Genomic DNA, 23085 nt, shown 5'->3' on the forward strand with positions numbered 1-23085 from the left:
GCCGCCAGGCCCTCAAAGCGGCGTTGGCCGCCCCACACACAACTCGCACACGAGGACGCTGGCTACAGCGCAGGACACTCCCCGACTGTGCCCACGGCGCGTAACAGCCATCCCGGATCACGTCACCGTGACACCTCCACGAACGGCATCTTCCAAATCATGCGCATCGACCACGGGCCGTGCGGGCAGCCTCTGACCTGCCACCCCAGTCCTCGGCGGCCGTCAGCGGTACGGAGGCGGGCGGCTGCGCCGACGTCGTCAGCTCGATGCGCCGTCCCTCGGCCGACGAACGCAGCAGCGCGGTCATCGTCTCCAATACGTGCAGGGCGAGTTCGCCGCTCGCGCGCGGTGCCCGCTGCCCGTCGGCGGCGATGAAGTCGAGCAGCCCCACTCCCCGTGCGCCGTCGACGTAGCCCGCAGACGGAGGAAGCGTGCGCCACTGCGTGCCGCCGAGTCCGAAGAGCCGTACATCGCCGTCGAAGCGGTTCGGATCCGGGACGGCGAGGGTTCCCACCTCACCGTGGACCTCGATCGGAGACGCCGTGGTAGCCACCCCGTCAAAGCTCGTCGTGATCGTCGTCAACGTTCCGGCCACGTGCTCCAGCACACCGGAGACATGACTGTCCACCTCCACCGGTATCCGCTCTCCCGTACGCGGGCCCGAACCGATGACCCGCTCGACGCGCAGCCGGCTGGACGCCCCCGTCACGGCCCGCACCGGGCCCAGCAGATGAACAAGGGAGGCGAGGTAGTACGGCCCCATGTCCAGCAGGGGCCCGCCGCCCTCGGTGTAGTAGAAATCGGGGTGCGGGTGCCAGCGTTCGTGACCCGGGGTGACCATCACGGCCGAGGCGAACAGCGGGCGTCCGATGCTCCCGGCGGCCAGGGCCGCCCGCGCCGTCTGCACTCCAGTGCCCAGCACGGTGTCCGGCGCGCACCCCACTCCGACTCCCGCCCGCGCGGCGGCCGCCATGACGGTGTGGCCGTCGGCGAGCGTGGCGGCGAGCGGCTTCTCCCCGTAGACGTTCTTGCCGCGACCGATGGCCCCGAGGGCGATCTCGGCGTGCGCCCCGGGAGTGGTGAGGTTCAGCACCGTGTCCACGTTCGGACTGCTCAGCAACTCCTCGACGGTCAGCGCCCGGACGCCGGGCAGATCGGCGGCGACCGCTGCCGACCGGGAGGCGTCAAGATCGGCGACCGCGGTCACACGCACGGCGGGATGACCGGCCAGCGTGTCCAGGTACGCGCGGGAGATGACTCCGAGCCCTACGACGCCGACGCGGTGCGCGTCGCCCACAGCATGCCCCTCTCGATGATGGTGCGGACGTTGGGGTTCTCCAGCACGTCGAGGCTGTGCCCCGGCGTCGTCACCACGATCCGCCCGACCCCCCACCGACGGGTCCAGACCGCCGGCGAGGTGACCGGCCGGTGCCAGGGCTCCCACGGCCGGGTGGGATGCGTGGTGGTGGCCAGGACGTCGATGAGATCGTCGTGGAGCACCCAGTACTGCTCGGTATGCAGCTCGAAGTCCGAGATGCCCGCGGTGACGGGGTGCTCGCGGCCGGCTTCGGTGACGGCGACGGTATGCGGCAGGAAGTTGTCCTCCGGCCCGCCCCGGCGCTCGCACGGTTCCCTGCCCGGGTGCGTGGCGAACTGCCCACCCACCAGATGGAGATAGTCGCAGGAGGCGCGGAACGAGTCGGCGATGCCGCCGTGCCAGCCGGTGAACCCGGTGCCCGCCACAACCGCGGAGGTCAGCCCCGCGAGCTGCTCACCCGTGATCTCCGACATCGTGACGCACTGCACGATCAGGTCGGTGCCGGCCATCTCGACGGTGTCGGCGTAGACGTCGGTCGACTCCTCGACCCGGACGGCGTATCCGTTACTCCGCAAGAAGGGCAGGAACAGTTCCGTCGCCTCGACCGGCTGGTGCCCCTCCCAACCGCCGCGAACCACCAGGGCCTTCTTCAGCGTCATCGTGATCTCACCATGCGCCGGGCGCCCGCGTTCACGCAAGAGGGCCGGGCCTCAGGAAAATTATGCTGACGAGGCTCGGGCGCCGACCATCCAACAGGCCGCGGTGAAGCGGACTTCCGTGCCGTGCACGAACGGCTCGAAGGCGGCACGGACCGTCCGAACGACCCGTCCGCGGGTCTGCTCGTCCACCCCGGGCAGATACATGCCCACCGGACCGAGCCGGGTGAAGTAACGAACCAGCTCCTGCTCGGGCAGGGTACAGACCACGTCGACCGGCCGGATGTCGATCCCGGCCCAGCCGCTCTCCGCCAGGAGGCGCCGGACCTTGTCCGCGTCCGCGAAGGCGAACTGTCCCGGCTCGTCCGGCCGGCGGACGGGCAGGTCCGGGAGCAGCGGTGACGCGGCGCGCTGGGCCGTCGTCATGAACGGGTTCTCGGCCGGATCACGCCAGACGACACACCGCAGCGCGCCCTCGTCCCTGACAGCGCGCCGGAGGTTGGCGAAGGCCCGGACGGGATCGAGGAAGAACATGACACCGAACCGCGAGATGACGGCGTCGAAGGCGCCGGATTCAAAGGCGTGGTCCTGTGCGTCGGCGCAGACGAACGATGCCGGTACGTCCTCCTGTTCGGCGTCCTCCCGGGCCGTGCTGATCATCGGTTCGGAGATGTCGACGCCGACACAGCGACCCCCCGGACCCAGCCGTCGCGCCACGGCCAGCGTGAGGCCGCCCGTACCGCAGCCGACGTCGAGCACATGCCGAGCCTTCGCGGCGGCGACGGCATCGACGAGAAGCTCCTCGATGGGCCTGAACATCTCCTCCAGTACTCCCTTCAGCTCGCCCCACGCCTGACCGACGGGGCCATTCCAACGGGCTGCCTGCTCGTCATCGGCCCCACGGGCAGAATCCATCGCATTCTCTCCTTCTGGTTGCATTCGCCATGCCGGGATGACAGGCGTTCTACTTCACGCCGACTTGAGGTCAAGCAAAATGGCAGAAGTCGACATCACCGATGTGCCGCACCCCACCGGGATCCCGGCATCGACCCTGCACTACGACGCGGTGCAGCAGTACTTCGCCACGCACCCCTCCAGCCCCATCCCGCAACAACAGATCGGCGGGACCATAACCCGCTTCCATGCGGTGCAGCGCCACGTCGGCCCAGCCGGCGCGGGCCGACTGCTCCAGCGGGACGAGCAAGCCAGGATCCACCGCATCAACCCAGCTCTAGTGGCCGGACTCCACGGCGTCTTCCTGCTCCGATCTGCTCCTCGCGCGGAGAGCACGGGTAGATGGGGACGGTCCGCTCCCCCACCGGCAGATCACCTCCGCTCGCGCGAAGAGCACGGGTGCGAGGAGCGCACTCGGCGACCTGCAGCGGATCACCTCCGCTCGCGCGGAGAGCACAGCGACGGGCCCAGCAGCGCGACGGTGAGCATCGGATCACCTCCGCTCGCTCGGAGAGCACGGCTTCCTCCCCGGCGCGGCGCTCCGATTCCGCGGACCACCTCCGCTCGCGCGGAGAGCACGCCTCACGAACTCCTCGGCCTTCGTAGTCTGATGGATCACCTCCGCTCGCGCGGAGAGCACACCCAGTGGCAGGCCGCCGAATCCGGGACGTTCGGATCACCTCCGCTCGCGCGGAGAGCAGGCGGCGTCGGTGAACGACGGTGGTGACGTGATCGGTTCACCTCCGCTCGCGCGGAGAGCAGCACTGGTGGGCGCGGCACAGCAGCGCGGCCGTCGGTTTACCTCCGCTCGCGCGGAGAGCAGTTGCCGACCAGGGTGGCGATGTCGGTGACGAACGGTTCACCTCCGCTCGCGCGGAGAGCAGCGGGCACCGAGCAGGGCCCGGATGCTGTCGGCCGGTTCACCTCCGCTCGCGCGGAGAGCAGGAGGTCTCGCCGGGCGCGTAGCGCAACCCGTTCGGTTCACCTCCGCTCGCGCGGAGAACAGTGGAGAACAAGAGGACCGACCCGCCCCCGGATCGGTTCACCTCCGCTCGCGCGGAGAGCAGAGCCGTACGAGCCACCGCATGAGGGCGAGCGGCGGTTCACCTCCGCTCGCGCGGAGAGCAGTCCCAGCTGTAATCCAGCAGCGCCGAAGGATCCGGTTCACCTCCGCTCGCGCGGAGAGCAGCACCCGCCCGACCGCACCGCCCCGTAGGAGTTCGGTTCACCTCCGCTCGCGCGGAGAGCAGCACCCGCCCGACCGCACCGCCCCGTAGGAGTTCGGTTCACCTCCGCTCGCGCGGAGAGCAGAAGCGTGGCCTCGTCCGAGCGCCGGATCGCGGCGGTTCACCTCCGCTCGCGCGGAGAGCAGTCGAACTGATCAAGACTCTCGGTGGGGATGGACGGTTCACCTCCGCTCGCGCGGAGAGCAGAGCAACACGGCCGTCACCGCGACCAGTGAGATCGGTTCACCTCCGCTCGCGCGGAGAGCAGCGCTGCTCTGCGGGTGGTCAGTGCCGACGAGTCGGTTCACCTCCGCTCGCGCGGAGAGCAGGAACAACCGGACCGACGTTGGTGTCAAAGCGAAGGTTCACCTCCGCTCGCGCGGAGAGCAGCGAGGGTGGCGACGTACGCGGCACCTGGGGTGGGGTTCACCTCCGCTCGCGCGGAGAGCAGGTCACGTCGTCCATGGCGGCGACCTGGCGGCGCGGTTCACCTCCGCTCGCGCGGAGAGCAGCCCCACCGTGCCTTCACGTAGTGCCCGAACTTCGGTTCACCTCCGCTCGCGCGGAGAGCAGGTCGGCGGCCGCCGCGGAGTCGGCGCCCCCCACGGTTCACCTCCGCTCGCGCGGAGAGCAGGGTGAGCGTCACCTTACCGGCCCCTGCAGCCCCGGTTCACCTCCGCTCGCGCGGAGAGCAGCCAAGGCGCAGGACAAGCTCGCCGCGTTCCGCCGGTTCACCTCCGCTCGCGCGGAGAGCAGGTCAGCGTGCCCGGCGCCTACCCGGCGCTGGCCGGTTCACCTCCGCTCGCGCGGAGAGCAGTTCGCCCAGCTCGGCGAGTTCACGGTGCAGGGCGGTTCACCTCCGCTCGCGCGGAGAGCAGGTCACCGGAGGTACCCACTACGGCGACATCACCGGTTCACCTCCGCTCGCGCGGAGAGCAGGCTTGCTGACCTGGGCTTCTTGAGGCACTTTGCAAGTTCTTTGCGGTGTGTGGATCGGTTCGCTCCGAATCGGCGAGATATCGCGTCAACTGTGGCCCCATGGTGTGGAGTTTACGGTCCCGTGCCGGTTGTGGTCTGGTCTTCGCGCAGGTGAGGGCGCATTGTCAGTGGGGCCTGCTATCCGTTGCCGTCATGATGAAGCGTGAGTCCGCCCCTCCCGGGGATCCCCCGATCGACATCCGGTTGTGGGGCAAGGAACATGGCCTTCCGCGTCCGTACCCAGTGGTCTGCCATCTGCTCGACGCCGCAGCGGTGTTCGGCGCACTGTGGGATGCGCTGCTGAGTGATCAGGTGCGCGAGAAGGTTACGCAGGCGCTGGGGCTGACGATGGCCGAGACCCGGCAGGTGCTGGCGTTCTGGGCGGGGCTGCATGATCTGGGGAAGATCACTCCTCCGTTCCAGGCTCAGGTTCCGGAGGCGTTCGCGGCGGTTCGGAGCGAGTCGGCGTTCGGGTATGCGCCCGGTGCGGAGCGGGAGCGGGCGTTTCGCCATCAGATGGCCACGCACTGGGCGTTGACGCTCCTGTTCGACGAGGCAGGCTATCCGGGCAACAGCCGGCTGATGCGGGCAGCGGTGAGCCATCAGGTCGCGCAACTGCTCGGTGGCCACCATGGATGCTTTGGCGCGGTCCTGCGAGCCAAAGAGGTGGCCCACGGGAGTGCCTACCAGGCGGGCCTGGGTGGCGAGGGCTGGGCAGTCCAACGGCGGGCGCATTTCGTGGAGTTGCGGCGGGTCACCGGTGGGTGGGCTGTGCCGGAGCGGGGGCTGCCGGCCGAGTTGGCAGTCATCGTCACCGGACTGGTCGTCGTGGCGGACTGGCTGGCCAGCCAGACGGAGGCGATCGTCCCACTGCTGCCGTCGGCCGGTTGGCGGGGGACGCCGGAGGAGATCGACGAGCACTGGGAGCGTACGCAGAAGGCGGCCCCGAGGCTGGTAGCGGGCGCGCAGCTGGGGCGGGCCCGGTTCACTGCCGAGCGGTTCGAGGACATGTTCCCCTTCCCGCCCAACCTCCTCCAGGCCGATCTTGTGTCACACCTGCCGGGGGTGGTACATGGGAAGGGTGCGGGGCTGCTGCTAGTCACGGCGCCGACGGGGGACGGGAAGACAGAGGCGGCCTTGTACGCGGCGTCGGTGCTGGGGCATGCGGCGGGGGCGCGGGGGCTGTTCTTCGCGCTGCCGACGATGGCCACCGCCGACGCCATGTACCCGCGGGTCAGTGCGTTTGCCGAGCACGCCTTGAGCGGTGAGCGGGCCTTGACGCTGCTGCACTCGATGGCCTGGCTCAGTCCCGCCTACGTGACGGCCGGGCAGCTAGGCGGGGTGGCAGCGGCAGCGGGCGAGGTGAGCGCCGATGCGGCCACCGCGACTGCGGCCGGGATGTGGTTGCGCGGGCGGTTGCGAGGGCTGCTGGCCCCGCTGGGTGCGGGCACCATCGATCAGGCGCTGAGCGCGGTGTTGCCGATCACCCACAATGCGCTGCGGCTGTTCGGGCTGTCCGACAAGGTGTTCGTGGTCGACGAGGCGCACGCCTATGGGCCGTGGATGCACCAGCTGCTGACCCGTCTGCTGGAGTGGCTGGGCGCCTTCGGTGCTCCGGTGGTCCTGCTGTCGGCGACGCTGTCGGGGCGTACGGCCTCGTCCCTGGTGGACGCTTACCGGCGCGGGGCCGGGTTTCTCGAACCGTCCGCCGTCCAGCCGTGCTACCCAGGATGGGTGTTCACCGACGCCGCCACCGGCGAGGTGAGCACGCCGCACGAGGTCGGCAGCGAACGCGAACGCACCCTGGACGTTCATTTGCAGCCCGTCATATGGGACACCGCGGACCCGGCCGGCAGCCCGCTGCAGGGCGGAGGGCGCCGCGAGGCCCTGCGTGAAGCGTTGGAGCCGGTCACTTCAGCCGGTGGAACCGCGCTGGTGTGCTGCACCACGGTGGCCGAGGCCCAGCAGACCGTCCGCGACCTGCGCGCCGCCTTTCCCCAACTCGTCCAAAGTGACGGAGGGTTGCGGCTGCTGCACTCGCGCTACCCGGCGAACACCCGCCAGCGCATCACCGGCGAGTGCGAGACGGCCTACGGCAAACCCCGCTCGGCCACGGACATCGCCCGCCCTCGCCCGGCCTCCATCCTTGTCGCCACCCAGGTGGTGGAGCAGTCACTGGACTTCGACTTCGACCTGATCGTCAGCGACCTCGCCCCGCTAGCCCAGCTCCTGCAGCGCGCCGGGCGCGGACGCCGCCACGCACGCGGCTCCAACGGGCGCCCGCATTGGGCACTGCCGGAGGACACGCCGCGCCTTGTCGTCCTGGAACCTGTCGACGCCAACGGCACCACCCTGGTGCCGCGTACCTGGGGATTGGTGTACGACGCCGGACTGCTCCAGCGCACGGCACACCTTCTCCGTGAGCGGGCAGAAGCTGGCATCGCGGTGCCGGGGCACGTGCAGGAGCTGGTGGACGCCGTGTACGCGGAGGACTTCGTCGACCACCTCGACGGCTCCGCCCAGCGCGAGTTGCGGCGTATGGACGCCGAACGGCAGGCCGACGAGGCAGCCCAGGCCCACCTGGCCGACATGGTCACCATCTGCGCCCCCGCCGACGTGGCCGGCGACCTCTACAAGCTCAGCCGCCGAGAAGCCGGCGTCACCGAGGAACTGCTGACCACCCGGCTCGGCGCCGACACCGGACGCGTGCTGTGCCTGTACGAGCAGCCCGACGGCAGCCTGGCCCTCGACGAGGCGGGAACGCTTCCTTTGCCCACCGGTGACCGGCAGGGACTCCCTCATGCTGGGTTGGTCCAGGTCATGGCCCGTGTGGCGCCGGTTCCGGGCCGTTGGCTGCGGGGAGCCGAGGGTCACCCGGCGCCCAAGAGCTGGGCCAAGCACCCGGTGCTTTGCGACCTGGTTCTGCTCGTGATGCGGCCTGTCAGCCCCGCAAGCAACGGGTCCGGCTCGGCGTGGAGCTGTCGGCACGGCACCCGGACGATCCAGATCTCCGACGTGGGCCTGGAAGCCGATTAATCCATTCGGGTGACACGCGGCCCTTATAGCCCCAAGGGGCGGCCCACTTACCTAGCGTCGCCAACAGCCGTCCCGGCAATGGCAGTTCTTCTCCTACGCCACTGTCGGTCGGCGTCCACCCGCTGGCGCGGGCAGGGGGTGAGAGATCCACATCGCCCCAGGGGCAGCCCATGGTTCACCTCCGCCCTTGCGGAGACCCCACCCCATTGTGACCGGCAACCCGGCGACAGGAGTCCGATGCCGACCAGCGTTTACAACTTGTTCGACGAACCCTGGATCCCAGTCCGATGGGCTCCCCACGTACTGGAGGACCGTGCCGAGCGCGTCGGCCTGCGCGACCTGCTCCTCCGCAGTGAAGACATCGCCACCCTCGCGATCGCCGATCCGCCCGCGCACTCCGCGCTGCTGCGCATCCTGTACGCCCTGACCTCGCGGGTGACCGAACTGGACGAGGCGGGGCCCGGTGACTGGGGGATGCGGCGTCTGAACATCGTGGAGGGCGGGCAACTGCCCCGCGAGGGGATCGACACCTACATCGCCAAGTACCGGCAGCGGTTCTTCGTGTACGACCCCGTGAGCGGGCGGCCGTGGATGCAGGATGCGCGGCTGGCTCAGCAGTGCGACGCGGACAGGACCGCGGGGGTGAACAAGCTGATCGTGACGCGCCCGGCGGGCAACACACACGCCTGGTTCCGGCACGGCAGTGACGCTCGGCCCGATCTGCCCACCGCACCAGAAGCGGTACTGAACCTGCTGGTGTGGCATTACTACGGGCCCTCGGGACGCTGTTCGGCCCGCGAGGTCAACGGGGTCAAGTCCGCAAGCGCAACCGCCGGCCCCCTGCGCACCGCGCTGTCTTACCACCCTGTAGGGGAGACCCTTTTCGAGACGCTGCTGGCGGGCCTGGTCCAGCCGGAGCGGACCGTGCGGCGCAACGAAGACCCGTGCCCGTGGGAGCGGGAGGAACTACCCGACCCCGATCAGGCACCGCTCGTTCCGAAGGGGCCGTGTGCGCGGCTGACCGCGTGCTCCCAGCACGCCCTGCTCCTGGTCCCCGATGAGAACAACCCGGAGCTGGTGCGGGACGCGTACATCACCTGGGCGTACCGCGCTGGCCGTATCCCGCGCGACGACAACTATCTGATCTGGCAGATCAGCCAGCAGAACAACCGCTACCCCCGCCCGGCCGATTCCCGGCGCGCACTGTGGCGGGACCTCGACGCTTTGCTGCTCAAGGAACCGCCCGGTACGGCCCAGCCGAAGCGTCCCAGGGTGTTCGAATATGCGAGCGAGGTCTCGGAGGAGTTGCGGGTGCGGGCGCTCGGCTTCGATCAGGAAGGGCAGGCCAAGGACACTCAGTTCGTGGACGCTGCCACGCCGCCCGTCCTCGGTTTCGCCGAGGAGGAGGCGCCGGCGACTGCGCCGGCGGTGGCACGGATGCGTCAGCTCGGGGAGATGTACGGGCGCCGCCTGGAGCGTGCGGTCAAGCGCGCCTGGGCCGAGTACACGAACGATTCGAAGGCGAACGGTGACACCTGGGCAGCGGAGGCCGCCGCCCGTTACTGGCCGCTCGCCGAAGCCGAGTTCTGGAGCCGCTTCCGTCTCCTCGACCGCACCGGCCAGGTGCCGAACGTCGGCTTCGACCAGGCTGCCGCCCGTATCGCGTTCCTGACTCTTGCCCGCGACGCCTACGAGACGGTGACCGCCTCCATCACCCGTACCCAGCGCGGCGCGAAAGCCGTCTCCAACGCCCGCACCGAACTGTTCGGGGGCATCCGCAAGAAGACGGCGACCCCCCAGGCCGGATGACCGAAATGCCCCGTCCATCGCCACAGCAGGGGAAGGCAACCCATGACCACCCAGACCGTCACAGACGACCGAACTAACACCCCGCGACAGCGGCTTGTCGCCTTCACCCGGTGGATCGAGGAATTGTGCCGGGACGATCCCGGCGCGCGGACCGCGCTGCGCAGCGGCCTGCGCCGGGGACTCGACGACGTGCCCCGCATGCACCGCTTCGTCTCCCCCTGGCTGCCCCGCAACGGTCAGGTGCCCCAGTCCGAGCAGCGGGCGTACTACGCGGTGGCCGCGATGATCGCCGCGCAGCCCCGCACAAGCTACGCCACCCCCGACACCGACACCGACACCGCCACCGCCACCGACTCCGCCCCCGTCTCGGACCCGGGATCGGGGTCGGAGGCGGCGGCCTCGGAGAGGGCGCCCGCCCCGCGATACGGGCAGAGCCTGGGCCACGCGTTCGCGCTCGCCGTGACCGAAAGCCCGGGCCGGGAGCGGGAGATGCGGGAATCCACCGCCGAGACACGGCTGAATCTACTGACCCGGCAGAGTCTCAACGGTCTGCACCGGCATCTGCCCGCCGCGGTCGGCTACCTGCGCGAGACCGGCGTGCACATCGACTGGGCGCAGATGCTGTCCGACCTCGCCGCCTGGCCCGCCCACTCCAAAACGATCTCCCGACGCTGGCTGCAGCACTACTACATGCAGCGCACCAAGGCCCTGCGCGAGCACGCAGACCGCGCCGACCAGACGGAAACCGAGGCGGACAACCCCACCGGGTGACCGGACAACCGGTCGACCCGTCCCTCACCTGCACATCCCCGAGAAACGAGAAACCCGCCATGAACGCACCGGCCCGCTTCATCGACATCCACGTCCTGCAGTCCGTCCCGTTCGCCAACCTCAACCGGGACGACACCAACTCCGTCAAGACCGTCCAGTACGGCAACACACTGCGGACCCGTGTCAGCAGCCAGTCCTGGAAGCGCGCCATCCGCAGCGTGTTCGAAGACCACATCGGCGACGCCGCGCTGCGCACCCGCCGCATCGGTGAACGCGTCAGCCGCGACCTGTCACTGCGTGGCTGGCCCACCGAGCTGGCCCAGCGGGCAGGCGGCCACGTCGCGGCGGCCAGCGGCATCAAGTTCGAACTCGCCAAGGCCCCAGGCGAAGGCAAGCAGGCCGTGCCCAACAAGGTGCTGACCAACGCCATGGTGTACGTGCCGGAGGCCGCCGTCGCCGAGCTGGCCGACCTCGCCGAACGCCACCGCGCGGCTCTGGAGCAGGCCAAGGACATCAAGAAGCCCGCAGACAAGAGCGTCCTGCCCACCGCGGAGGTGGAGAGCGTGCTGCGGTCCCGCAACGGGGTCATCAACCTTTTCGGACGGATGCTCGCCGAGATCGACGACGCCGGGGTGGACGGCGCCGTGCAGGTCGCCCACGCCCTGACCACTCACGAGACCGACGTCGAACTCGACTACTTCTCCGCCGTGGACGACATCACCGCCTTGTGGAACGACGCCAGCGGCAGCGGTCACATGGGACACGCCGAATTCAGCGCCGGCACCTTCTACCGCTATGCCACCCTCGATCTGCGCGACCTGACGGCCAACATCGGCGACGAGCCCGCAGCCGCCCGCGACCTGACCGCCGCTTTCCTGACGTCCTTCATCACGTCCTTGCCCCAGGCCAAGAAGAACTCCACCGCCCCCCACACCATCCCCGACCTCGTCCACGTCAGTGTCCGCGCCGACCGGCCCCTGTCCTACGCCGCCGCCTTCGAAAAGCCCGTCCAGGCAAGTCCCCAGGGCGGCTTCGCCGACCTCTCCCGCACCCGGCTCTCCCACTACGCCCAGGCCGCCAACACCCTGCTCGGCACACGCGCCCTCCTCGCCTCCGGCTGGGCCGGCCTCGACAGCGACGACCTGGCAGGACTCGGCGAGCGCCGCGACTCCTTCGACGACCTGATCACCACCGCCCTGGACGCTGCCCTCACCCCCGCGACGGCCGAGGCGACCGCGTGAGCGCCACCACCGAGACGGGGCTCCTGCTGCGCCTGGCGGGCCCGCTGCAGTCCTGGGGCGAGCGCAGTCACTTCAACGATCGCGACACCGCCCGCTTCCCCACCCGCTCCGGCGTCATCGGCCTGATCGCCGCCGCCCTCGGCCGCCATCGGGGCGCTGGAATCGACGACCTCACCGGCCTGTCGATCACCATCCGCACGGACCGGCCCGGAATCATCCTGCGGGATCTGCACACCGTCGGCGGCGGCCTGCCCGCGAAGGCCACGGTCACGACCGCTGAGGGCAAGAAGCGCCCCGGTGACACCGGAACGCTGCTGACCCACCGCAGCTACCTGGCCGACGCCGCCTTCACCCTCGCCCTCACCGCAGGCGGCGACACCGATCTCCTCCACCGAGTCGCGACGGCCCTCGCCGCCCCGCGCTGGCCTCCATACCTGGGCCGCCGCTCCTGTCCACCCGAAGGCCCTCTCCTCCTTGGCCAGTTCGACGACGTACTGCACCACCTCGTCCACCTGCCACTGGCCGCTCTTGCGCCCCGAGGCGACACGGGCGCGATCGAGTTCCTCTCCGACCACCCCCTCGACCACCTGCCCGCACCCCAAACGAGTACCCGGCCGTCCACCGACACCGGGACGCATCCGGCCGGTGAGATCAACGACCAGCCCCTCACCTTCCACACACGCCACCGCGCCTACCGCTCCCGGCCCCTGTACCGGCGCACCCTCCACCTGCCCGCCAACCGGCACACCGGCCTGGGCACCGACCATTTGCGCACCCTCACCGCCTACCTCAACCACCCCGAAGGGAGCCCACGTTGAGCATCTGGCTGACCCGCATCGTCCCTAACCCCCGCTCCGCAGAGGCCCGCCGCGACCTGGTCGGCAACACAGCAGCCATGAGCCTGCACCGACGCCTGATGTCCCTCTATCCGGACCAGGCCGGACCCGACCCCCGCGCCCGGTTCGGCGTCCTGTTCCGCATCGACGACACCCCCGCCGGACCGCACATCCTTCTGCAAAGCACCCACCAGCCCGACCTCACCCACCTCCCCGACGACTACGGCACCACCCAGAGCCGCCCCCTCGGCACCCTCCTCGACGCTCTCAAACCAGGCCTGACCATCCGCTACCGCTGCGCCGCCAGCCCCGTACGCAAACCCGGCGCCACCACCCGCGCCCTCTACAACCTCCCCGCCGTCGTCCCCCTCACCGGCGCCCACGCCGACGAATGGTGGACCCGCCAGGCCGACACCGCCGGCCTGAAACCCCTCACCCTCCACTCCCACCCCCTCGACACCGCCCACGCCACCCGCACCCCCAACTCAGGCCCCGCACAACGCATCCGGCACGCCCGCACCCGCTTCGACGGATCAGCCACCATCACCGACCCCGACCTCCTCCGCCAAAAGATCACCGAAGGCATCGGCCGCGGCAAGGCATACGGCTGCGGCCTTCTCAGCATCGCCCCCGCAAGGGACACCACCCCATGACCCACCCCACCGCCCCACCCGGCACCAAACACACCGCCAGCCAGGCACGACGCAGGCTCGCGGCCCCGACTGTCGCGATGCTCCCTCGCATCGCCGACTCCCTGTCCTTCCTGTACCTCGACATCGTGCGCATCCAGCAGGACGACACCGGCGTCCGCGCCGAAGTCACCAGCGAACAACGCGGCACCGAGACCGTCTACCTACCAACCGCCGCCCTCAGCTGCGTTCTCCTCGGCCCGGGCACGTCCATCACCGCTCGCGCACTGGCCACCTTTGCCCGCCACGGCACCACCGTCGTCATTGCCGGCTCCGGCGGAGTCCGGATGTACGCCGCAGCCCTCCCCGATTCACTCACTACCACCTGGCTCGAACGCCAGACCAAGGCCTGGGCCGACGACGCCCGGCGCCTGGCCGTAGCGACAGCGATGTACGAGAAGCGATTCGGAGCGGGCACCGTCACGTCGGGCACGAGCCTCGCCCGACTCCGCGGACTCGAAGGCCAGCGCGTCAAAGCCCATTACCGCCTCCTGGCCCAGCAGTACCGCATCGGCCGATTCCGCCGCGCCTACGATCCCGATTCCTGGGACACCCAGGATCCGGTCAACCTTGCCCTCTCCTCCGCCAACACCTGCCTCTACGGCATCGTCCACGCCGCGATCCTCGCCCTCGGCTGCTCACCAGCCCTCGGATACGTCCACAGCGGCAACCAACAGGCGTTCGTCTACGACATCGCCGACCTCTACAAAGCTGACCTGACGATCCCCCTGGCCTTCTCCCTCCACAACTCCACCAACCCCGAAGCCGAAGCCCGGCGCTCCTTCCGCAATGGCCTGCGCCTGTTCAAGCTCCTCCCCCGCATCGTCACCGACATCCAGGACCTCCTCGATCCCGGATCCAGCCGGGACGTCCCCGATCCCGAGGAGCAACTCGTCGACCTGTGGGACCCGGTCACCGGCCCCGTGCCCGGCGGCGCCAACCACGCCGCCGACACCTGACCACCCATACTCGTGCGAAGAGGAAGAGCACACCGCCATGGCCTCCATGATCGCCATCTCCGCCACCGCGGTCCCAGACCACCTCCGCGGCGCCCTCACCCGCTGGCTCCTCGAAGTAACACCCGAGCTGTACGTAGGCACTGTCTCGGCCCGCGTACGCGACGAACTCTGGACTTCCGTGACCGCATGCACAGGTGACGGAGTGTCCGTCCTGGTTTACCCCAGTGACAACGAGCAAGGCTTCGAACTCCGCACCGCAGGAACCCACCGACGCCACCCACTCGACTTCGATGGCATGACCCTGGTCGCATTCCTGGCGGAAGGTAAAGAAACCGCAAAGCCACTCTAGCGGTGCAGGTCAGTAAAGGTGCTCTCCGCGCGAGCGGAGGTGATCCGCCCGCCAGCAGTGGACCTGAGCCAGGGGAACAGTGCTCTCCGCGCGAGCGGAGGTGATCCGCCCCTCGTCTACGACGAGAACGTCGCCATGCAGTGCTCTCCGCGCGAGCGGAGGTGATCCGCGGTTCGGACAGGTTCTCTACGAGAAGCTGGGGTGCTCTCCGCGCGAGCGGAGGTGATCCGCTGACCGCCGGGCCGAGTACGAGAGCGAGATGGTGCTCTCCGCGCGAGCGGAGGTGATCCGCTCGCCCACCGCACCATCGGCGCTGTCATCGCGTGCTCTCCGCGCGAGCGGAGGTGATCCGTCCTTGCGGCCCTTGGTGTTCTCGTCGACCCGGTGCTCTCCGCGCGAGCGGAGGTGATCCGCTGTGTTCTTCCTCGGTGAGCCGCCGTGGCATGTGCTCTCCGCGCGAGCGGAGGTGATCCGCAGGCGCCATGCGGTGCCCACGATCAGCACGGGTGCTCTCCGCGCGAGCGGAGGTGATCCGAACTCGCCACCAAGCACAACCTGATCGGCCGCGTGCTCTCCGCGCGAGCGGAGGTGATCCGCGGCCGGCGGGAGCCTGAAGGAGAAGATCCTTGTGCTCTCCGCGCGAGCGGAGGTGATCCGCTCAAGCGGCTGATGACGGTCGGTCCGGCCATGTGCTCTCCGCGCGAGCGGAGGTGATCCGTCGTTGCACGAGAACTCGGGCTTGCGGAGGCCGTGCTCTCCGCGCGAGCGGAGGTGATCCGGCGTTCGCGTCGGCCATCCGGTCGCAGGGCACGTGCTCTCCGCGCGAGCGGAGGTGATCCGTTGAAGCGGGCCGGTGACGGGGGCCCACGGCCGCGTGCTCTCCGCGCGAGCGGAGGTATATCCGTACCTCCGGTTCCAGATCGGCGGCCGGGTGATGTGCTCTCCGCGCGAGCGGAGGTGATCCGTGGCAGCAGTGGCTCAAGGAGATGGGACGCCTGTGCTCTCCGCGCGAGCGGAGGTGATCCGCCATGACTTCCCCTTGGTCGCGTGCTCGTACTGTGCTCTCCGCGCGAGCGGAGGTGATCCGGCGCGAGGAGACAGCATCCGGCGCAGTCGCGAGGCAGTCGTGCTCTCCGCGCGAGCGGAGGTGATCCGCCCCAAGTGGGGCACCACGACCCTCCTCATCGGTGCTCTCCGCGCGAGCGGAGGTGATCCGCGGATCGCGCCGGCGGACTCGGAGCGGATACCGTGCTCTCCGCGCGAGCGGAGGTGATCCGCCGAGTGGGTCCGTCTCGCAAGGACGAAGGGCGTGCTCTCCGCGCTGGCTCGGCGGGGCCCAGGCCGGTCGGTGATCCTGGTGCGCCGATTCGGCGAGCGCGTCACGGCTGACCGGCGCCAGGTATGTTGGGGTGCCAGTAGGAATGCTGTCACCAGCCGCAGGTCGGGCGGATTTCGCCACCGGCGCTGGGAACGGACACCCGTATCGGGTTGTTCGCCCTCACCGCCGGGCCCTGTTGTGGAACGCTGATCACCCACCACCTGCGACTCAGGGGCGTGTCCTGTAGCCGCCTCAACCGCAATCGGTGCCCGTGCCGTCGGGACGCTGCGGAGTGGCCCGAGTTCGACGACATGCCAGCCCCTGTGGCCGCCTGCTGGTCGCACCTCACCGACTCTGAACGTGAGCAGTGCACGGCCGCTCGGAGCCGCCGGAACAAGGAACACCTCGATAGGTGCACCTGGTTGGAGCAGACGATCGCGGCGGCCCGCGGCGGCGCCGAGCCGCAGCAGGAATTCGAGGACGCGATGCTTTGCACCGGCCGGTGCATCACGAAGGCTGATCTGCGAGACCGTGAGAATCCCGGCGAGTACTACGACCATAGCGACAGCGAGATCACTGCCTGCGCGCACTGCGACGAGACCGTGTGCTTCCTCTGCCGGGACCGCAACCACGCCATGCACACTCCTTGCACGAGCCCGAGCGCCATCGCGGATGATGTGCTGGCGTGGGCCGACACCGGGGACATCGACCACGGCCCGGACCCTCGGGGGTACCTGAACGGCCTCGTCGTACGACTTGCCCGGGTGACTGGTGAGGGACACGCCACGATCAATTCCCGGATCAATCGGGCCATCGGGGTGGCCAGCCGGGTCGGTGCCGAGGAGTCCGTGATCCGCCGTGCGGCCGCCGTGGCCCGTGATTGGCTGGCGGCCGAGGAGAAGGGCGCCCCGTCGAGTAGGGCATAGCGGCCATCCGGAGCCCAGTAGGCTGCGCCGGGTGAAGAGTGAACCCTGTCACGTCAACAGTTTCCGCCTCATCGTCACGGGAGGAGGCACCGGCGGCCACACTTACCCGGCGCTCACTGCGATCCGCACGCTGCAGAATCGACTGGCGGCCGAGGGGAGGGCCCTGGAGGTGCTGTGGATCGGCACTGCCGATGGCCTGGAGGCGCGTGTCGCGCCCGCTGAAGGGATCGCGTTCGCCACCGTGGCCACGGGGAAGATTCGCCGCTCAAGCAACCCCCTCATGATGATGTCGGCGGCGAACATGCGGGACATGGCGCGGGTGCCGCTCGGCGTGGCCCAGGCAAGGAAGCTGGTCGCGGACTTCCGGCCGGACGTGGTACTCGCCACCGGCGGCTACGTCGCCGTCCCCGCTGGGCTGGCCGCGCGAATGTGCCGGCGTCCGCTGGTGCTGCACGAGCAGACGGTGCGCCTGGGTCTGGCCAACCGGAAGCTGGCCGGTTCGGCGACGCGGATTGCCGTGTCCTCCGAGTCGACGTTGCCCCTTCTGCCGGAGGCAGTACGGGGCGCTGCGGTCGTCACCGGCAACCCGATCCGGCCGGAGGTGCTGGCCGGGCACCCGGACAAGGCGGTGAGCGCCCTGGGCCTGCACGGTTTCGACCGGCGGCTGCCGACCGTGTACGTCACCGGCGGCGCGCAGGGTTCCCAGCAGATCAACGGTGTCGTGCGGGATGCTCTGCCCTGGCTGCTGGAACGGGCGAATGTGATCCACCAGTGCGGTCCGGACAACGTCGAGGAGCTGCGGCAGTACGCGGCAACCCTGCCGGCCCTGCTGGCTGGCCGGTACTACCTGGCTGGGTTCGTCGGCCCGGAGCTGCCCGACGTCCTCGCGCTCGCGGACGTCGTGGTGTCGAGGAGTGGGGCCGGGACCCTGGCCGAGCTCACCGCGCTCGGCAAGCCGGCCGTGTTCATCCCGCTTGCCTCCTCGGCGGGGAACGAGCAGGCGCACAACGCCCGCCACCTGGAGGAGGCCGGGGCCGCCGTCGCCCTGCTGGGTGACGTCACAGCCGACCGGCTCAAGGAGGCGGTCGGCCCGCTGCTCACCGACCCCGCGCGGCGGGTGTCGATGGCGGAGCGAGCCCGGGCACACGGGAGGCCGGATGCGGCGGACAGGCTCGTGGACGTGATCCTGTCCGCCGCATCCGGCTGACTGGCGCGGGGAGTTACGGGAGTCGCCGGCCGATGTGCAGGGCCGTGCCGAGAGCGGAGGCCACGTGCTCGACGTCCGTCTCGGTGAGGTGCTGGTGGAAGGGCAGGCTCAGGATTTCCACCCCGGTCTGCTCGGTGGCCGGCAGCGTGCGACGCCAGGCCGCAAAGGCGGGCTGGAGGTGGTTGGGCGGGTAGTGGACGCCCACACCGATGCCCCGGGCGCGCAGCTCGGCGAACACCTGGTCCCGGTGTGGCAGGCGGACTTGGCACAGGTGCGGCACCGTGTGGTCGACGTCGACGTCGACGAGCGTCACGCCGTCGAGCGGGGCGAGGGCCTCGCGGTAGGTGCGCCACAGGCTGCGGCGGGTGTCCTCTGTGGTGGCGAAGCGGTCGAGCTGGGCTAGGCCGATGGCCGCGTTGATACCCGAGAGCTGGTAGCGCAGGCCGAAGGAGTCCACGCGGTAGGTGGTGGTGTTGGCGCGCTCGCTCTGGGACTGGGCGACGCCCAGGAGCCGGAGCCGCCGGAGCGTGTCGGCTTCCGCAGGTGTGCGGGGGATGACCATGCCGCCCTGGCCGCAGGTGAGGTTCTTGATCGGACCGAACGAGAAGCAGGTCAGGGCCCCGGTCGCGCCCACGCGCCGTGCGCCGTTGCGGGAGCCGAAAGCGTGCGCGGCGTCCTCGATGACGACGACTCCCCGCTCGTCCAGCTCCCCCTGGACGGGGGTGAGGTCGACTGCCCGGCCCCCGAACAGGACCGGAACGACGGCGGCGGTGGTGTCACTGACCGCCTCCATGACGAGCTGGTCGTTCACGCACATCGTGGCGGGGTCGATGTCGACGAAGCGCACGGTGGCGCCGACGGCCAGGATCGCCTGGACGGTCGCGCAGAACGTCATGGACGGCACGATCACCTCGTTGCCGGGGCCGACGCCGGCGGCGAGCAGGGCGGCGTGGAGGGCCGCGGTACCTGAGGCTACGGCCACGGCGTCGGGAACGCCGAGGAAGTCGGCGATGCGGTGCTCGAACTCCTCAGTGACACTGCTGTGTCCGTACTGCCCGGCCTCCAGCACCCGGGCCACTGCCGCGGCCTCCTGCCCGTACAGGTACGGACTGGCGTTGCGCCGGGCATCCGGCTTCGGCGGGGTGGTCACGACTCCCCCTTCGTTGCGGGCCTGGGCGCGATCACTTCGCCCCCTTGATCGGCCGGATGATCGGCCCAATCAGCGCGCTGGCTTTCTCCAGGGATGCGGACGCGTCCTCGGCCGACGAGGCAGCGGCGACGAGAAGGCCGATCTTGTGGGCGGACTGGCTGTGCGGCCGTACGGAGTCGCCCGGCTGGGCCTGAAGGTCGAGATCGGTGATCCCGGGAACGGCACGGGCCTCGGCGACACCCTCCCACCTGATCAGCTCACCATCCACATTGAGTGGTGAGCTGATCACCTCCACTGCTGCATGCGCGGTGCGCGTCGGCTTCAGGTGGACATCGAACGGCTCGCCGAGCGCAAGCGAGATGAGCGCACGCACGTTGTCCACGCCGTAGGCGGCGGCAATCAGTTTCGTGATGCCGTCGCCTCCGACACGCGGGTTGGCCTCGATGACGCGTTCTCGGCCGTCTGTGCCAAGGATGACGTCGAAGTCTGCTGGGCCATCGGTGACGCCGAGCGCCAGACACAGGCGTTCGGCGGTTGCCTCCAGCCGGTCGCGCACGGCCAAGGGCAACTGTGCCGGAGAGCGCAGCCGTTTGATCGCAAAACTCGTGGCGGAGAACTCCACGTCGTGGATACAGGTGAGCTTCGATCGGCCCCCTTTCATGAAGATGTCGATGACCAGTGGACGACCCTGGCAGAACTCCTCGGCGATCACAGCCTGAGATGAACCGCCCCGGCTTTGATCGAGACTCTAGGTTGCGGCTGTGGGCTGGGACTTCGTGGTTTCGCGGTAGTGGTTGGTCTCGTATTCGGCGGGTGGGATGTGCCCGATCTCACCGTGGAGTCGGCGGTGGCAGTACCAGTCGATCCACTCGGCGGTGGCCAGCTCGACCTCGGAGAGTGCCTTCCAAGGCCTGCGGGGCTTGATCAACTCGGTCTTGAACAAGCCGATCGTAGACTCCATCAGGGCATTGTCGTAGGCGTCGCCGACCGATCCGATGGACGCGGCGATGCCTGCCCGGTCGAGGTGCTCGGCGAGTGCGAACGAGGTGTATTGCGACCCGGCGTCGCTGTGGTGGATCAACTCTCCTTTCATATAGGGGTGTTGGTCGCGGTCGCGTTGCCACAGGGCCATCTCGAGGGCGTCCAGGACGAGCCGGGTCTCCTTCGAAGTGGCTGCCGACCAGCCGACGATGCGGCGGGAAAAGGTGTCCACGACGAAGGCGACGTAGACGACACCGGCGAACGTGGTGACGTGGGTGAAGTCGGCGACCCAGCAGCGGTTCGGGCTCGGGGCGACGAAGTCACGGTCCACCAGGTCGGGGGCACGTTCCGCACGTGGATCGGGGATCGTGGTGATGACCTTCCTGCCGCGGACCGCGCCGCTGATGCCGAGGTCACGCATCAGGCGTTCGACGGTGCAGCGGGCCACCGCGACACCCTGCCGGTTCAGGTGCCTCCAGATCTTCCGGGCGCCGTAGACACGGTAGTTGGCCTCGTACGCCTGGATGATCAGAGCTTTCAGCTCGGCGTCGCGAAGCGTGCGGGCAGCCGGCCGGGCCTGCCGCTTGTGGTGGGCGTAGTAGGTGGAGGGGGCGATCCTGCAGTCGTGTGCGGTCAGCACGCGGCAGATCGGCTCGACACCGCCGAAGCGGTCCTTGTACTCGTCGATGAACGCTACGAGCGTGTGTGTGGCCGGTCGAGCTCGGCCGCGAAGAAAGACGCCGCGGCCTTCAGGATCTCGTTGGCCCGCTTGAGCTCGGCGTTCTCCTTCTTCAGCGCCTTCATCGCCGCGGATTCCTCCGTGGTCGTCCCCGGACGCTGTCCGGAGTCGATCTCGTCCCGCCTGATCCAGTTCCGCAGCGTCTCGGCGGAGCCGATGCCGAGTTTCTGCGCGACCGCCCGCAACGCGGCCGACTCGTTCGGATAGTCACCGCGGACTTCGGCGACCATACGGACCGCTCGTTTGCGCAGCTCAGCAGGGTAGGAGGAGGGACGTGCCATGACTCGATCCTTTCACGGAATCGAGTCTCCACCGAACCCGGAACGGTTCAAGAGGCGGAGAAGCTGCGGGCGTGGGCAACAGCGGCGGACAGGTCATCAGGCCGGGTGACGCGGACGACGCCCTTGCTGCCCGAACCGTCCACAGGCTTGACCGCGAGCGGGAAGCGCAGCTCCGCCGCCGCCTTCGCGACGATCTCGTCCGGGTCGTCCGACGCGACCCACCTGTATCCGGCGACGCCGCAGGACGCGGCGATCTCATGGAAGGCGGCCTTGTCACCAGCGGCGAGTGCGCTCTTGGGGTACACGTAAGGGAAGCCGTATCGGCGGCCCAGGGTGTGCCAACTGGGCAGTGCGGCGTCGCTCGCGCCGCATACGATCCCGGCGGGGCGTGTGTCACCAAGCGCGCTGGCGATGGCGTCGGCGTCCCGGGTGGAGACCTCCAGGGCCGCGTTGGCGAGCCGAAACGCGGGAGCATCCGGCCGCATGTCCACCCCGATGGTCGGAATTCCGCGACGCTGTGCCTCCCGGTAGAGCGGGATCTGTTCCTCTGACGCTCCCAGTACGACCAGCGCGTTCTGTGGCCATGGGATGCGGCACGGGGGCATCTGGTCAGTGGGCATGAGCTTCCTCCTTGGCGGGTGTGAGGGCGACCGTGGTGTGGGCCGCGTGAGGGTTGCGCATCAGCGGCGCCCAACGGTCGGGGTTGCGCCGGTACCAGTCGACGGTCTCGGCGAGACCTTCCTCGAAGTCGCGCACCGGCCGGTAGCCGAGGTCGGCGAGCTTGTCCCAGGTCACGGAGTAGCGGACGTCGTTCGAGCGCCGGTCGGGCACGTAGACGACCGAGTCCCAGTCGGCGCCGCACAGGCGCAGGAGGTGGCTGGTCAGCTCCTTGCTTGTGAAGTCGGTGCCGCCGCCGATGTTGTAGACCTCGCCCGGCGTGCCGCCGCGCAGGACAAGCTCGACGCCGGCGCAGTTGTCCTCGACGTGCAGCCAGTTCCGCAGGTGCTGGCCCCGGTCGTGGAGGGTGACCTGCTGGCCTCGCAGGAGCCGGGTCGCGAACAGGGGGATGATCTTCTCGGGGTGCTGGTAGGGGCCGTAGTTGTTCGAGCTGCGCGTCACACACACCGGGACGCCGTAAGTGTGGTGGTAGCTCAGCGCGACCAGGTCGCTGGCCGCCTTCGACGCGGCGTACGGGACCGTCGGGCGCAGCGGGTCTGCCTCGGTGGCGGAGCCCTGCGGCAGGGGCCCGTAGACCTCGTCCGTCGAGACGTGCACGAACTTGTCGATGCCGTGCCGCATCGCCGCATCTGCGAGGGTCTGAGTGCCGAGCAGGTTCGTCAACAGGAAGGGGCCGGCGTCGTCGAACGAACGGTCGACGTGGGACTCGGCGGCGAAGTGAACGATCGCCGTGTGCTGGCGTACGAGAGTGTCGACCAGGTCGGCATCGAGGATGTTGCCGTGGACGAACGTCAGCTTGGGGCTGAGGAACGCTTCGCCGAGGTTCTCGATGTGCCCCGCGTACGTGAGGGCGTCGAGGACCGTCACATGGCCAATGTCGTCGGCCCGCAGCATGCGCTTGACGAAGTGCGAGCCGATGAACCCGGCCCCACCCGTGACAAGCAGTTTGTCCATCGAAGCCTCCGGAGAGTGTGCGTCGCTTT

The 23085-nt window shown here is 69.4% G+C and carries 19 protein-coding genes and 2 CRISPR repeat arrays; of the genes, 10 read left to right on the plus strand and 9 right to left on the minus strand.

Features of this window, described 5'->3' with window-relative positions:
• Window positions 1-157 precede the first annotated feature (157 nt).
• The 4 genes from STRBO_RS0125350 to STRBO_RS43520 all read right to left on the minus strand — a co-directional run bounded on the left by STRBO_RS0125350 (window position 158) and on the right by STRBO_RS43520 (window position 3178).
• Entirely contained in the window at window positions 158-1297 is a 1140-nt protein-coding gene (locus STRBO_RS0125350; protein ID WP_005477399.1) for a Gfo/Idh/MocA family protein, read from the minus strand.
• The gene (locus tag STRBO_RS0125355) at window positions 1267-1977 is read right to left on the minus strand and encodes a ThuA domain-containing protein (protein WP_020115030.1); all 711 of its coding nucleotides are present in this window, start codon (window positions 1975-1977) and stop codon (window positions 1267-1269) included. The genes STRBO_RS0125350 and STRBO_RS0125355 overlap by 31 nt, the downstream gene beginning before the upstream one ends.
• A gap of 60 nt (window positions 1978-2037) precedes the next feature.
• Window positions 2038-2889 (minus strand): class I SAM-dependent methyltransferase, encoded by an 852-nt coding sequence (locus STRBO_RS0125360; RefSeq protein ID WP_005477403.1) that lies wholly within the window; start codon window positions 2887-2889, stop codon window positions 2038-2040.
• A 70-nt stretch (window positions 2890-2959) separates the two neighbouring features.
• The gene (locus STRBO_RS43520; protein WP_158690959.1) at window positions 2960-3178 is read right to left on the minus strand and encodes a hypothetical protein; all 219 of its coding nucleotides are present in this window, start codon (window positions 3176-3178) and stop codon (window positions 2960-2962) included.
• Window positions 3179-3296: 118 nt separating this feature from the next.
• Window positions 3297-5093: a CRISPR direct-repeat array (repeat unit 29 nt; unit sequence CGGTTCACCTCCGCTCGCGCGGAGAGCAG).
• A 99-nt stretch (window positions 5094-5192) separates the two neighbouring features.
• Here STRBO_RS43520 and STRBO_RS0125365 point away from each other — a divergent pair.
• From STRBO_RS0125365 to STRBO_RS0125410, 10 genes are all read left to right on the plus strand, one after another.
• Window positions 5193-8168, plus strand: coding sequence for a CRISPR-associated endonuclease Cas3'' (locus STRBO_RS0125365; protein ID WP_237547394.1), 2976 nt, complete (start codon window positions 5193-5195; stop codon window positions 8166-8168).
• Window positions 8169-8405: 237 nt separating this feature from the next.
• Entirely contained in the window at window positions 8406-9977 is a 1572-nt protein-coding gene (gene casA, locus STRBO_RS0125370) for a type I-E CRISPR-associated protein Cse1/CasA (RefSeq protein ID WP_020115033.1), read from the plus strand.
• Between the two features lie 42 nt (window positions 9978-10019).
• Entirely contained in the window at window positions 10020-10748 is a 729-nt protein-coding gene (gene casB / locus STRBO_RS0125375; protein WP_005477411.1) for a type I-E CRISPR-associated protein Cse2/CasB, read from the plus strand.
• A 59-nt stretch (window positions 10749-10807) separates the two neighbouring features.
• A complete protein-coding gene (gene cas7e / locus STRBO_RS0125380; RefSeq protein ID WP_005477412.1) occupies window positions 10808-11989 on the plus strand; it encodes a type I-E CRISPR-associated protein Cas7/Cse4/CasC in 1182 nt (393 codons plus the stop codon).
• Complete coding sequence (cas5e, locus tag STRBO_RS0125385) at window positions 11986-12807, plus strand: type I-E CRISPR-associated protein Cas5/CasD (RefSeq protein ID WP_020115034.1); 822 nt, start codon at window positions 11986-11988, stop codon at window positions 12805-12807. The genes cas7e and cas5e overlap by 4 nt, the downstream gene beginning before the upstream one ends.
• Window positions 12804-13478 (plus strand): type I-E CRISPR-associated protein Cas6/Cse3/CasE, encoded by a 675-nt coding sequence (gene cas6e, locus STRBO_RS0125390; protein ID WP_020115035.1) that lies wholly within the window; start codon window positions 12804-12806, stop codon window positions 13476-13478. Before cas5e ends, cas6e begins: the two co-directional genes overlap by 4 nt.
• Window positions 13475-14473, plus strand: coding sequence for a type I-E CRISPR-associated endonuclease Cas1e (gene cas1e / locus STRBO_RS0125395; RefSeq protein ID WP_020115036.1), 999 nt, complete (start codon window positions 13475-13477; stop codon window positions 14471-14473). Before cas6e ends, cas1e begins: the two co-directional genes overlap by 4 nt.
• A 37-nt stretch (window positions 14474-14510) precedes the next feature.
• A complete protein-coding gene (gene cas2e / locus STRBO_RS0125400; protein ID WP_005477416.1) occupies window positions 14511-14822 on the plus strand; it encodes a type I-E CRISPR-associated endoribonuclease Cas2e in 312 nt (103 codons plus the stop codon).
• Between the two features lie 18 nt (window positions 14823-14840).
• Window positions 14841-16099: direct repeats of the CRISPR family, unit length 29 nt; unit sequence GTGCTCTCCGCGCGAGCGGAGGTGATCCG.
• Between the two features lie 463 nt (window positions 16100-16562).
• On the plus strand, window positions 16563-17066 hold the full coding sequence (locus tag STRBO_RS0125405) for a hypothetical protein (protein ID WP_005477421.1): 504 nt from the start codon (window positions 16563-16565) through the stop codon (window positions 17064-17066).
• A gap of 31 nt (window positions 17067-17097) precedes the next feature.
• Window positions 17098-18273 (plus strand): UDP-N-acetylglucosamine--N-acetylmuramyl-(pentapeptide) pyrophosphoryl-undecaprenol N-acetylglucosamine transferase, encoded by a 1176-nt coding sequence (locus tag STRBO_RS0125410; RefSeq protein WP_005477422.1) that lies wholly within the window; start codon window positions 17098-17100, stop codon window positions 18271-18273.
• 13 nt (window positions 18274-18286) lie between these two features.
• Here STRBO_RS0125410 and STRBO_RS0125415 read toward each other — a convergent pair whose 3' ends face one another.
• The 5 genes from STRBO_RS0125415 to rfbB form a co-directional block, all read right to left on the minus strand.
• On the minus strand, window positions 18287-19423 hold the full coding sequence (locus STRBO_RS0125415) for a DegT/DnrJ/EryC1/StrS family aminotransferase (RefSeq protein WP_005477423.1): 1137 nt from the start codon (window positions 19421-19423) through the stop codon (window positions 18287-18289).
• A 31-nt stretch (window positions 19424-19454) separates the two neighbouring features.
• Entirely contained in the window at window positions 19455-20135 is a 681-nt protein-coding gene (locus STRBO_RS0125420) for an ATP-grasp domain-containing protein (protein WP_005477424.1), read from the minus strand.
• 36 nt (window positions 20136-20171) lie between these two features.
• Window positions 20172-21424, minus strand: a protein-coding gene (locus STRBO_RS0125425) for an IS3 family transposase (protein WP_106438188.1) whose coding sequence is annotated in 2 segments (ribosomal slippage) — window positions 20172-21142 and window positions 21142-21424 — 1254 coding nt in all. Because the reading frame shifts where the segments join, the coding sequence is not laid out codon by codon here.
• A gap of 47 nt (window positions 21425-21471) precedes the next feature.
• The gene (locus tag STRBO_RS0125435) at window positions 21472-22044 is read right to left on the minus strand and encodes an ATP-grasp domain-containing protein (protein ID WP_020115039.1); all 573 of its coding nucleotides are present in this window, start codon (window positions 22042-22044) and stop codon (window positions 21472-21474) included.
• Complete coding sequence (gene rfbB, locus STRBO_RS0125440) at window positions 22034-23056, minus strand: dTDP-glucose 4,6-dehydratase (protein WP_005477434.1); 1023 nt, start codon at window positions 23054-23056, stop codon at window positions 22034-22036. The genes STRBO_RS0125435 and rfbB overlap by 11 nt, the downstream gene beginning before the upstream one ends.
• Window positions 23057-23085 lie beyond the last annotated feature (29 nt).

This window comes from Streptomyces bottropensis ATCC 25435 (assembly GCF_000383595.1).
GTDB classification, from domain to species: domain Bacteria; phylum Actinomycetota; class Actinomycetes; order Streptomycetales; family Streptomycetaceae; genus Streptomyces; species Streptomyces bottropensis.

Excerpts from the sequence above, each read along its gene's own strand:
- STRBO_RS0125355 (WP_020115030.1), bottom strand. The coding sequence starts at position 1,977 with ATGACGCTGAAGAAGGCCCTGGTGGTTCGCGGCGGTTGGGAGGGGCAC.
- STRBO_RS0125360 (WP_005477403.1), bottom strand. The coding sequence starts at position 2,889 with ATGGATTCTGCCCGTGGGGCCGATGACGAGCAGGCAGCCCGTTGGAAT.
- STRBO_RS0125365 (WP_237547394.1), top strand. The coding sequence starts at position 5,193 with ATGGTGTGGAGTTTACGGTCCCGTGCCGGTTGTGGTCTGGTCTTCGCG.
- casA (WP_020115033.1), top strand. The coding sequence starts at position 8,406 with ATGCCGACCAGCGTTTACAACTTGTTCGACGAACCCTGGATCCCAGTC.
- casB (WP_005477411.1), top strand. The coding sequence starts at position 10,020 with ATGACCACCCAGACCGTCACAGACGACCGAACTAACACCCCGCGACAG.
- cas7e (WP_005477412.1), top strand. The coding sequence starts at position 10,808 with ATGAACGCACCGGCCCGCTTCATCGACATCCACGTCCTGCAGTCCGTC.
- cas1e (WP_020115036.1), top strand. The coding sequence starts at position 13,475 with ATGACCCACCCCACCGCCCCACCCGGCACCAAACACACCGCCAGCCAG.
- cas2e (WP_005477416.1), top strand. The coding sequence starts at position 14,511 with ATGGCCTCCATGATCGCCATCTCCGCCACCGCGGTCCCAGACCACCTC.
- STRBO_RS0125435 (WP_020115039.1), bottom strand. The coding sequence starts at position 22,044 with ATGCCCACTGACCAGATGCCCCCGTGCCGCATCCCATGGCCACAGAAC.
- rfbB (WP_005477434.1), bottom strand. The coding sequence starts at position 23,056 with ATGGACAAACTGCTTGTCACGGGTGGGGCCGGGTTCATCGGCTCGCAC.